Consider the following 11,017-nt stretch of genomic DNA (forward strand, 5'->3'; position numbering starts at 1 on the left):
AAAAAATCATGAAATTAAAGAAAATATCATTCAGCATACTTGCAGTCGCATTGCTATTCATAACGCCATCATGCAAGAAATATTTAGAACAAACACCTGATAACAGAGCAGAAATTAACACGGTAGACAAATTATCCCAATTGGTTTCAACAGCTTATCCAGGTACCGATTATTTAGCTTTTACAGAAGCCTCATCTGATAATTCGGAGGATAAAGGAGAAGGTATCGGAACATTGTATGATGTGATCGATCTACCTTATGCCTGGCAAGATGTAATAGGTGATGGAAGAAACACTGCAACTTCATATTGGAATGCGTGTTATGAAGCCATTGCATCAGCAAATCAAGCTTTAGAGTCTATCGAGACTAATAAACTTGGTGCAGGTGCAGCGCCCTATAAAGGAGAGGCATTGGTATGCAGGGCCTATGCACACTTTATGTTGGCTACTTTGTTTGCAACACCATATAAAATTGGAGGAGCAAATGATGCACCTGGTATACCTTATGTAGATAAGCCAGAAACTAAGGTGATTCAGCCATATAGTAGAGGTACTGTTGCCAGTACTTATGCCCGGATTCAACAAGATTTAGAAGAAGGCCTTCCTTTATTGCAAGCATCAGCCTATAAAATTCCAAAATATCATTTTACACCAGTAGCTGCACATGCTTTCGCTGCCCGTTTTTATTTATTTATGGGCGCGTGGCAGAAAGTAGTCGATCATGCTACACTTACTGTGCCTGGTAATGACTTTATTAATAATATGAGGCCTGTATCAACTACATTAAGGACTTATGGCAATGCCGAATATCAAATAAATTATATGGGAAGTGGGCAAAAATACAATCTATTGTTATTTAATGTCGATTCTTTCTATGCTCGCTATTCAAGTCCACGCCATGGTTTTGGTAACAAACAGCGTGCAATGTTTTCAGCGATTGGAAATATAACGGGCAAAGCCTTAGCGAATGTTGTATTACAATACAGTGTTCCAAATTATACAACTTATAAATTTAAAGAAAACTTCTTCACTACTGGACCTGGTTTTGGACTTCCTTATTTGGCTTTTGCTGGTTTTACAGTAGATGAGGCTTTAATGAATAGAGCAGAAGCATATGTAGAGCTAGGGCAAAATAACCTGGCATTAAAAGATGTTAATGATTTTTATAGTCAAAGAATTGTTGGTTATAACCCAAGTAGTGATGCTGTTACCACAGCTAAAATTTCTACTTATTATCCAACCATTACAGATCCTAAACAAGGTTTGATTAGAACTATTTTAGATGCAAAAAAAGCTGAATTTTTGCAAGAAGGTATAAGATGGTTTGATATTATTCGTCGTGATCTCACTGTTGTGCACAATACGATAGATATCACCACTAAAGAAACTTTTTCTGAGCTAAAACCAGGAGATCCCCACCGCATCTTCCAATTACCATTAGAGGTTAAAACATCAGGTGTAGAACTAAATCCAAGATAATCAAGATGAAAAATATACTAAAAGTAATATCGTTTCTTCTGCTTATTGCATTGCAATTTGCTTGTCGTAAAACAGAAACGCTTAATGTAGATTACAGCACCTTTAACGCGGATGATCCCCGTACAAATACTCCGCTAGATCAATGGTTGAAGAGTAGCTTTTTGGATCCTTATAATATTGATGTAATTTATAGGTACAACAGGTATTACCACGGTAATACTGCCAATGTGGTGCCGAGTAAATTGGAAAATATACAGCCAACAATGCAAATTGTATTAGATGGATTTATCAATCCATATCTTAAAATCGCAGGTCCAACATTTACTAAAACTTATATGCCAAAAGAGTGGGTATTATTTGGTTCGTATGCTTATGAAAATTCAAGCGACCCAGGTGTGGCGGGAACTGCAGCAGCTGGTCGTAGAATTACGTTATACGGTGTAAATGAATATCAACCGCTGCCAGGTGGTCAGTTTTATGCCTGGGATAGACACCGTATTATGCACCATGAATTCGGGCACATTTTAAACCAGATTATTCCAATACCGGTTGATTTTGAACCGATATCAAAAGGATTTTATAAACAGCCATATACCGATACACCACAGGATACTGCGCGTAGAAATGGTTTTGTAACCAGTTATGCCAGTGGTGTATATACCGAAGATTATGCAGAAACCATCAGTTGGCTATTAATTAACGGACAGGTTTGGTATGATGACTGGGCTAACTTTGCCAATACGGCTGGAAAAGCAAGATTCGTTCAAAAGGAAAATAATGTAATCAATTATTTTACAAACCTTGGCATTAGTTTCAAAGCCCTGCAAAAGGAAGTACAACAATATATGATTGGTATTGGCCGGAATGAAACCAAATTTGCATATTGGTTAAGTAAAGCACGTACTCCGTTGGTTACCCCAGCTCCAAACCCTGCACCAGCAGCACTACCTACATTTAAAACTTTAACCATTAGTACCGGTGCAGATTATTATATAAAATATGGTGGCTCAGATACCTTTTCTGCTCTTTATACTTCAGTTAAAAATGCGATAACTGCACAGGGTTATGCGTTGAACTTTATAAGAATTAATTTTACCTCTCCAACCGCAATGTACATTGAAGCTAATTTTACAGCCGGTACAACAACGTATCAATCATTTTATGCTTTTAATATGGCAACCACGGTTGCTTCCGGGCAAGTAAAGTTTACTACAGGTACAGTAGGGGGAACAACTTCTCCTTGGGTTGGTAATGCAGCTTTTACTAAGGCGTCTATGCAGCCCTTTTTGGACTATATCACAAATAACACCTTTGTAGCAGATTGGTTACCAGTGAATGTTACGGCAGACGATTATATGAAATTGGGCGGTTTTACTGTTTTAAACTCGCCAACCAATTATTTTTATGGACCATTGGCTTATTAATTTTAAAACGATGAAAAGATTTTTATACTTAATTGTATTGCTCTCTGTAATGATGAGCTGCAAAAAAACATCTTATGTAGCTGTTTTCGATAAAACGCCACAAGAGCGAGCTGCAGACCAGATTAATCTGGTGTCTACCACGTTAACCAGTGCTCCGAATGGCTGGATTGCAACATTGCCCACTCAAGCGGGGGGCGGCTATGGCTTTTATTTCACTTTCGATAACCAACAAAATGTAACCATGTATGCCGATATGACAAGCGCATCGGCTGGGACAGTGGGTAAATCAAACTATAGGATCAAACAAGATATTGGAACCGAACTGGTATTTGATACTTATAACTATATCTCGATACTTGATGATCCTAATGCTGCTATTTTAGGTGGTGCATCCAAAGTAGGTTATAGTAGTGATATTGAGTTTACTTTTGATCGGGTTAATGGTGACAGTATTATTTTTGTCGGAAAAAAATATAGACAGCCATTTAAGTTGGTAAAAGCAACCGCTGCACAACAAGCAAGCTATACATCTGGGGGGTATAATACTTCTATTGATAAAATTACAGCTTTTTTCAACACAAATAAATTCCCGTACATACAGGTTGTTTCGGGTTCAACCACACTTAAAGTTGCGGTTAGTCCAAACTTCAGCAATAATTTGGCAAGTGGTAAAAGAATGGATTTGACAAGCGTTTTGGCTGATGGGAAAACAATAGGTACGGCAGCAACTAAAATAGCACACACTTTGGATGGGCTATCTCTGTTAAATGGAGGATTGGTTTTTCAAGGTATCACATTCGTAAGAATGGCATGGAAAGATGCAAATATCTTAGCCTTATATGATTCTACTGGAAAAGAGTATATCATTAATGATAATGGTGTGCCAATATTAGATATCAATCTGTTATGGGGATCTAAATATGTTGGGCTTCGATCTGAGTTTAAACAAGTAAATCCTGGTACAAGTACTGCTGGAGCTGATATTATTAATTACTATCACAATAACCTTAATAATAGTGCATTGCTTGGTTTCGGTTTTAACTATGGAAGAATGGACTTAACTTGGAAGCAGACCGAACAACAGATTCATTTTTGCTGGTTTCAGTAGTCAAAATGGAGGAAGTAGTGGCTGGACAACTACGATAGTTTATAATTACACGGTTAATCCGGACGGTTCTTATAAATTTACCCAATACACAGCTGCCGCTGATGGTTATGTTGCTAAGTTAATGTTGCCAATGGATGCGTTCTTAAAGGCAAATGATGTAAAATTTGATTATTATTCAATAAATGGACTCACTTACGGAAGAATGTCTAGTGTGCAGAATCCTGCAATACAGATGACATTTATTCTACGATAAACTTATGTAGTAATTAATCATTATAATAATCTTGTTGGCAACTTACGTTAACTGTTGCCAATAAGATTAACTTTTATAGCTGAAAACTAAATATGCAAACCCTCTAAAAAATATAACTATGAAAAAATTATTGCTATTTTTTGCTTTGAGTGTATTTTTTGTAATTGGATTATCCTCATTTCAACCGGCTTCTGAAAAAGTGGTTCAATGCACTAAAGACGATCCGATTATTATTGTGGTAAATACCGATGGATATTATGGTGAATTGTATTTTGATAATGCAACTGATCAATTTTTAAGTGGCAGTGTAAGTAAAGCCATTCCTGGTAGTGGGGGTGCTTATAGAATGTATACCATTAATTCGGTAAGTGGAAATTTATCGCGATCATTAATTAATAATCAGGTTACACATTTTGATGGTAATATTTATGGCACTGCCGGCTCGGGTTTTTCAGTTACTTTAACTTTAAATTCCAGTAATAATGCTGCATTAATTGCTCAATAGGTATAATTATTCTCTCTCTCTAACCTCACCCTAAAAAGTGAGGTTTTTTTATGACATAATTTTTAAACCCCTGCAACCGTTTATGCTTATATTTGTAAGTCATGAAGAAAAAAGCAATTTTTATCCTGTTTGTATTGGTATTTACATTTGCGGTAAGCCCTAATGTTAATGCCCAATGCTCAATGTGTACCATAAATGCTGAACAAGGTGTTAAAAACGGAAATACACAAACTGCAGGCTTAAATACCGGGGTATTATATCTATTATCTATTCCATATTTAATGGCTGTTATTGTTGGTGTGGTTTGGTACAAAAAATACCGCAAAAAGAATATTCACCTTAACATGAAAAAAGAACCTTTTAATTTAAATTAGCGATTTGTTGCAATATACTTGATTATGGAAACACTAATTATGCACCCTAAAAATAAAGTACAGCTAACCGCATTAAAAGCAATGGCTAAGGCTTTAGAAATAAATTTTGAAACAAGCGAGTATAATTCGGATTTCGTGGCTAAAATTCAGACAAGTAAAAAAGAAATTGAAGCGGGTAAAGTAACGAGAGTTGCAAAGGAGGATTTGAAAAACTTCCTAGGGTTATAGTGAGCTACCACTTAGATTTTTCAGATCAGGCTAATAGTGATATCAGCTACCATAAAAAAATAGGTAATAAGGCCGTTTTGCGCAAAATATTGAATTTACTGAATGAACTTTCTGAACATCCATTCGAGGATACAGGAAAACCGGAAGCATTAAAACATAATCTTTCAGGTTTTTGGTCTAGACGAATAAATAATGAGCATCGACTGGTTTATGAAGTTTATATCGATATTGTATACATTATTTCAGTTAAAGGACATTATTAATGCCGACCTCAAAGCTTAATGCAATTATAAATTGTAAATGTCCGCATTGCCGCAGGGGAGCTATTTTTACAGGCAGTATGTACGGATGGAATATTCAACATACCAAAGAAATTTGTGGTCATTGTGCGCAACGCATCGAAATTGAGCCTGGGTATTTTTATGCAGCCATGTATGTGAGTTACGCCATGAATGTAATCGAGATGCTTTTTGCAAGCTTTTTAACCTATCTGGCTTTCGGTCCGCTTACCGATGCCACTTTCTGGCATTACCTGATTGTTATTTTCGCAGGTTGTTTTATCCTGTATCCATTTAATTACCGCTATTCCAGAATTATACTGCTTCATGTTTTATCGCCAAACATTAAGTATAAGCCATATTACGACAAATAGGGTTGGTTAGCGGTTAGCGATGGGCGATGAGCTAAACCATTAACCAATATTCACTGTTAAACCAAGAGTTTAATAAACCAATGGTTAATTAACTAATGACGAAGAGCCAATTTACAGTTTACAATTGGCAGTTTGCAATTACCCAATGAACTAATGGCCAGTGAACGAATAAACCTCAAGATATGCTTAAAAAAGAAACACTCAATTTTATAACAGATGTAGCGGAAAATAATAACCGCGAATGGTTTGCCGCCAATAAAGATGTTTATGAAAGTGCAAAAGCCAATGTATTGACACTCGTTACAGCACTTATTCCTGAACTGGCTAAGGTAGATCCATTGATTTCGGCCGAAACAGACCCCAAAAAAAGTTTATTGCGCATTTACCGCGATGTGCGTTTCAGCAAAAATAAAGATCCGTATAAAAATAATTTCGGCATTTGGTTTTCTGCTAAAAGCAAGGGTGGCAACGAGCCAGGTTATTATTTGCATATCCAACCCGGAAAAAGTTTTATCGCCGGTGGTTACTGGATGCCCGAAGCCGCACATTTAAAGTTAATAAGACAGGAAATTGATTACAATATCGGCGACTTTAAAGAAATTATCAACAGCAAGGAATTTAAGAAAGACTTTAAACTTGGATTGGATAACGCACTTAAAAATGCCCCTAAAGGGTACGATCCGGCAGATCCAAATATCGAATTCTTAAAATTGAAAAGTTTTGAAGCCACTACAAAAATTGATGATAAAGAATTTTTGCAGGCAAACCTCGTTAATAAGTTGATAAGTTGTTTTAAAACAGTACAACCATTAGTTGCATTTTTACGCAATGCTATAGATGCTTAACGGTTTAAACTGTATAAATAGGTAAACTGTGCCATTAGTCTATAAAAACTGTATTTGCTATTAACTCTGAAAATATAATATGAAAAATACCTTTCTTGCTTTTGCTCTTCTTTTGTTCATTTCATCCTTAACCTCATGTGTTGTATTATCGCCTAAAAAGTATAAGGCTTTATTGGGTAGCAAAGATTCACTTTACACAGCTTTTAACGAAGGTTTAATTAAAATTGAGAACTTGGAAAAAGAAGTAAACAAGCTGAAGAAGGATACCACTTTAATGGCCGAAGAACTTCGCGATTTGCAAAGCAATTACAATGAAATAGATGCAAATTATAAAAAACTCAAAAATAACTCTTCTTCAGAAATTACTAAACTATCCGGAGATTTGGCTGCCCGCGAAAAGCGTTTAAAAGAAGTAGAAGAAGTTTTGCGCAAACGTGATGAAGCCACCAATGCACTAAAAGAAAAGCTTCAACAGGCACTGCTTGGCTTTACTAAAAGCGGCCTCACTGTAGAAATTAAAAATGGCAAAGTTTATGTTTCGCTTACTGATAAACTGTTGTTCCCTTCCGGAAGTATCATTATTGATGAGAAAGGTAAACAAGCTTTAACACAGTTGGCCAATGTACTTAAACAACAACCAGAAATTAATATTGCGGTTGAGGGCCATACCGATAACCAGAAAATAAACAATTTAGGTCAGATTAAAGATAACTGGGATTTAAGTGTACTTAGGGCTACATCTGTGGTACGTTACCTAACCGAAAACGAAAAAGTAGAGAGCGTAAGAATGACGGCTACCGGTAAAGGAGAATATCAACCCCTGGGAACCAATGCAAATGCCGATGGGCGAAGCAAAAACAGACGCATAGAAATTGTACTTTCACCTAAATTAGATGAACTTTATAACCTGATTAAATAGATAATCAATTTATTTTGTGGTTAAAGTGTTCCTGTTTAATCAAAACCCATGGTTATGGTTAGGAATAAAGCAACTTTGCGCTCCCAACAACGAACAATATATTTATTTTGATCAGGAAATGAACAGTTCTGTGTACATGGCAGCTTTAGCCCCGCTTTATGCTTTATACCGATGAAGGATCGGTATGTTCGCTGCAATCGGGTTTAAAAACATCGGCTTCTGCACTTTGCAACCTTTCAAATGAAACACAAAGTAGCCACTTAGCCCCGGTTGAAGCGTTTACCCTGCAGCAACGAGGCACGAGACAGCGAAGCGTAAAAGCGTAAAAAGGGAAGAAATTTCGTGTTTTTCACAGGCTTTGCGCTCCCAAAAATGAACAATATATTTATTTTGATCAGGAAATGAACAGTTCTGTGTACTTGAAAAAGCAGGTTAAAAGTCAACGGCCTCTGCCTAAACCAATCCATTCCTGCGTTTCAATTGGTATTTACCGCGACAAAATGAATGATTTCTGACGATTACAGTAATTTTTATAAGTTCTGATGCCGGCGGTAAGATTTTAAAATCTTAAAAGTATGCTCAAACTCGGTTCCACTTAGATTTGAATAATCGGGCATGGAAAGTTTGTGTATGGTTAGAAAATTAAGCAGTTCTTTAATTACGTTCGATACCTCTTCTGATTCTTCCGTATGTTTCAGTGTATCAATTTTGCTTAACAAAAAAGCAATTTCGAACATTTTAAAATCATTCTTCCCTGTAATTTCCAGTCCGCGGTTGGTTTCTATAAGTGCCTGTTCATAATTGTGCGTAGCATTATAAAAGTTTGCTTTAAAAATGCTGAAACTGGCCAGGATAAAATTGGTATAGTAAGTATAATCGCTACTGATTATTTTATCTACGAACTGGATAATGCGCTGTGCTTTTTTAAAGTAATTGAGCTTAATGTAGGTTTGCCCTAAATGAAGTAGTAAAAACGGGGAGAAAACCGAATGCCTTACATAAAAAATATTTGGATATTTACTTAATATGGCCATAATAAAACGATGGCATTCTGCATAACTTTTTTGCGAAAACAGCGTAATCAATACCATCCGGTAAGAGAGTATTTCGGCAGAAGAAATTTCCTCGTTTCTTTTTGGTGTACTCCGGTCTATTTCCTGGCAAAGTTTTATGATTTTATCTTCAAGGCTTTTGCTTTCGTTAGGCTTGTTAATCAGGTTGTTGTAAAAGTATAAAATTAAATCGTATGGGTTAATTGGAAAAAGCTCATTTAATCTTTTATAATTTCTTTTTAACAACTGCATGGTATTGCCCAGCGATACCTTATCTACATCAATAAGGTGTACGTTGCATTCGATTACATGGAGCATAATCTGGATATCTTCATTCAGTACATTTTCAGAAATTGTTTTAATGGTTTCTTTATAAAGTGTACTCATGGTTCTGCCAGAAGCCATGATATCGATGAAATCGATATCTATAGTTAACTTATTAAAGTTGGAGTTGGGTTTACCCAATTCGAATTTAGACACATGGCAGATAAAATCGAAAGCATTGTTTTTTTCGATATTGGTAAACGAAAGTTTAAATATGTTTTTTAATGCTGCAATTTCATTCCTGTTTACGCAAAAGCGGATAGACCAGTTTAAAATATGGTCTCTACGTGCATTTTGTGCGGGGAAGCTCGCTAAAATATGTTCGAAAAATAATTTACCAGGCTTGTAGTCGAATTTATCGGTGATTTGAATAAAAAGGAAATAAGTATAAATATCGTCGCTTAAAAAACGTACAATTTCCGTTGGGATGGTTGTGCTTAATCTTTTTTCTTCGATAATAATCCCTGCGTGCAAAAGTTCTTCATAAGCATCAGGATAGCAATTGATATAGCTTAAAATCTTTTCTTTTGATACCCTTAATTTTTTATTGCCTTCAGAAATGCAATCGCTTATTTTTTTGAGTAGAAATATTTTTTCGGTACTCTTTTTTGCCAGAAAAACCCTTCTTTCTAAAAAATAGTTGATCAACTCGTAACACAATAAAGGGTTATTCAGCTCCAGATGGTGATTTTCATCTTTAAGTTTAAAATAAACCTGAAGCCAGAAAGGGGTTTTAAATTGTGCCAGTAGGGGTGGACTAACATCGGCCCTATTGATGATTTTGTTTTCGATATGGCTTAGCGTGTACAGCACCTCATCAATATTTAATGGCGGCACATTGCTCAACGTATCTTCATCGTAAAACAAGCCTGTATACCAGGCTTTGGTTAAAGATGCAGAACCGTTTATAGCGGGCTGAAGGTTAATCCAGCTATTTGTTCGTAAACCGAAAACCAGTTTAACAAAGTTGTTTTCTTCAATACTGTATAAGAAATCTATAAAGGTTTTAAAGTGATTACTTCTGGCCAGGTGCTCGTCTACACCATCAACAATTATAATAAAGCGGCCTTCGCGTTTTTCGGGGTTCTTTTTGAAAAAACTGATTAGTTCGGTAAGACTACCAAACTTAAATTCTTTTAAAAACCAATCTTTTAACGTACCGCCATTTTGTATTATCGTATTAATACTGGTAGAGTTAACCAGTAAAACAATGTCATTTTTATAAAGAGCGTTTTCTGAGAAGAAGAAATATTCTACCATGTGCGCAAGCAAAATCGATTTGCCCTGTCCTGGTTGTGCGCTTATGGTAGTAAACTGATAATTGTTTTTTAAAAAATAATCGAAATCGGGATAAAAGAAACTTCTGTTTGCGGTTGCATTAAATGGAACGCCCGAATTATTTTTCTTTGCGATGAGCGATACCTCTGTAATGGCATGTGCTTTTAACTTTAAATCCTGCCAAATACTCTGAACAGAGGTGGTTTGGTTTTCCTTGTCTTTGCAGAACGAATCCCAGTCGTTATAACCAATATATTGAGATAAACTGTTCAAGGTAAACAACGAAAACTTGTGCAAAGTGTTCGCGAAGCCAAAAAAGCGCTTTATCGTGGTTTCACTTACATAGTTTTTGGTTTCTTGAAATACGTATTCAGAAATAATCTTACAATGAGCCGGGTCGATATTTCTCAAACCAGATTTTATAAGGACAAATTTCCTGAGTTCGATAAGGAGATCGTTAGCATTCATGAATTAACAGATGGGATGACTACCGCTAATGTCATCATAATTTCACAATTGAGGAAATCTATTCACGAAGATCGGCCTGTATGAATAAAATGAATAGAATGAAATGCAT

Annotated in this window: 11 protein-coding genes; 10 read left to right on the forward strand and 1 reads right to left on the reverse strand. The window is 36.0% G+C overall.

The window, feature by feature from the left end:
* Positions 1 to 8: 8 nt before the first annotated feature.
* The 10 genes from AC0IWE_RS24015 (at position 9) to AC0IWE_RS24060 (ending at position 7,786) form a co-directional block, all read left to right on the forward strand.
* Positions 9 to 1,478: a RagB/SusD family nutrient uptake outer membrane protein gene (locus tag AC0IWE_RS24015; RefSeq protein ID WP_463497381.1), complete on the forward strand. Its 1,470-nt coding sequence runs from the start codon at positions 9 to 11 to the stop codon at positions 1,476 to 1,478.
* A gap of 5 nt (positions 1,479 to 1,483) precedes the next feature.
* On the forward strand, positions 1,484 to 2,902 hold the full coding sequence (locus tag AC0IWE_RS24020) for a substrate import-associated zinc metallohydrolase lipoprotein (protein WP_055903264.1): 1,419 nt from the start codon (positions 1,484 to 1,486) through the stop codon (positions 2,900 to 2,902).
* 10 nt (positions 2,903 to 2,912) lie between these two features.
* A complete protein-coding gene (locus AC0IWE_RS24025) occupies positions 2,913 to 4,010 on the forward strand; it encodes a DUF4302 domain-containing protein (protein WP_471795045.1) in 1,098 nt (365 codons plus the stop codon).
* Between the two features lie 371 nt (positions 4,011 to 4,381).
* Positions 4,382 to 4,768 (forward strand): hypothetical protein, encoded by a 387-nt coding sequence (locus AC0IWE_RS24030; protein ID WP_471795046.1) that lies wholly within the window; start codon positions 4,382 to 4,384, stop codon positions 4,766 to 4,768.
* 101 nt (positions 4,769 to 4,869) lie between these two features.
* On the forward strand, positions 4,870 to 5,142 hold the full coding sequence (locus AC0IWE_RS24035; protein ID WP_471795047.1) for a hypothetical protein: 273 nt from the start codon (positions 4,870 to 4,872) through the stop codon (positions 5,140 to 5,142).
* A 24-nt stretch (positions 5,143 to 5,166) separates the two neighbouring features.
* Entirely contained in the window at positions 5,167 to 5,370 is a 204-nt protein-coding gene (locus AC0IWE_RS24040) for a DUF2683 family protein (protein WP_055903260.1), read from the forward strand.
* Complete coding sequence (locus tag AC0IWE_RS24045) at positions 5,370 to 5,633, forward strand: Txe/YoeB family addiction module toxin (RefSeq protein WP_471795048.1); 264 nt, start codon at positions 5,370 to 5,372, stop codon at positions 5,631 to 5,633. Before AC0IWE_RS24040 ends, AC0IWE_RS24045 begins: the two co-directional genes overlap by 1 nt.
* Positions 5,633 to 6,022, forward strand: coding sequence for a DUF983 domain-containing protein (locus AC0IWE_RS24050; protein ID WP_463497370.1), 390 nt, complete (start codon positions 5,633 to 5,635; stop codon positions 6,020 to 6,022). Before AC0IWE_RS24045 ends, AC0IWE_RS24050 begins: the two co-directional genes overlap by 1 nt.
* Positions 6,023 to 6,204: 182 nt before the next feature.
* Positions 6,205 to 6,867 (forward strand): DUF2461 domain-containing protein, encoded by a 663-nt coding sequence (locus tag AC0IWE_RS24055; protein ID WP_471795049.1) that lies wholly within the window; start codon positions 6,205 to 6,207, stop codon positions 6,865 to 6,867.
* Positions 6,868 to 6,946: 79 nt separating this feature from the next.
* Positions 6,947 to 7,786 carry an OmpA/MotB family protein gene (locus AC0IWE_RS24060; protein WP_471795050.1) on the forward strand — a complete coding sequence of 280 codons (840 nt, stop codon included), beginning with the start codon at positions 6,947 to 6,949 and terminating at the stop codon, positions 7,784 to 7,786.
* A 530-nt stretch (positions 7,787 to 8,316) separates the two neighbouring features.
* On the opposite strand, the gene AC0IWE_RS24065 is transcribed toward AC0IWE_RS24060, so the two are convergent.
* The gene (locus AC0IWE_RS24065) at positions 8,317 to 10,713 is read right to left on the reverse strand and encodes a hypothetical protein (RefSeq protein WP_471795051.1); all 2,397 of its coding nucleotides are present in this window, start codon (positions 10,711 to 10,713) and stop codon (positions 8,317 to 8,319) included.
* Positions 10,714 to 11,017: the final 304 nt, after the last annotated feature.

The organism is Pedobacter sp. AC402 (assembly GCF_979252805.1).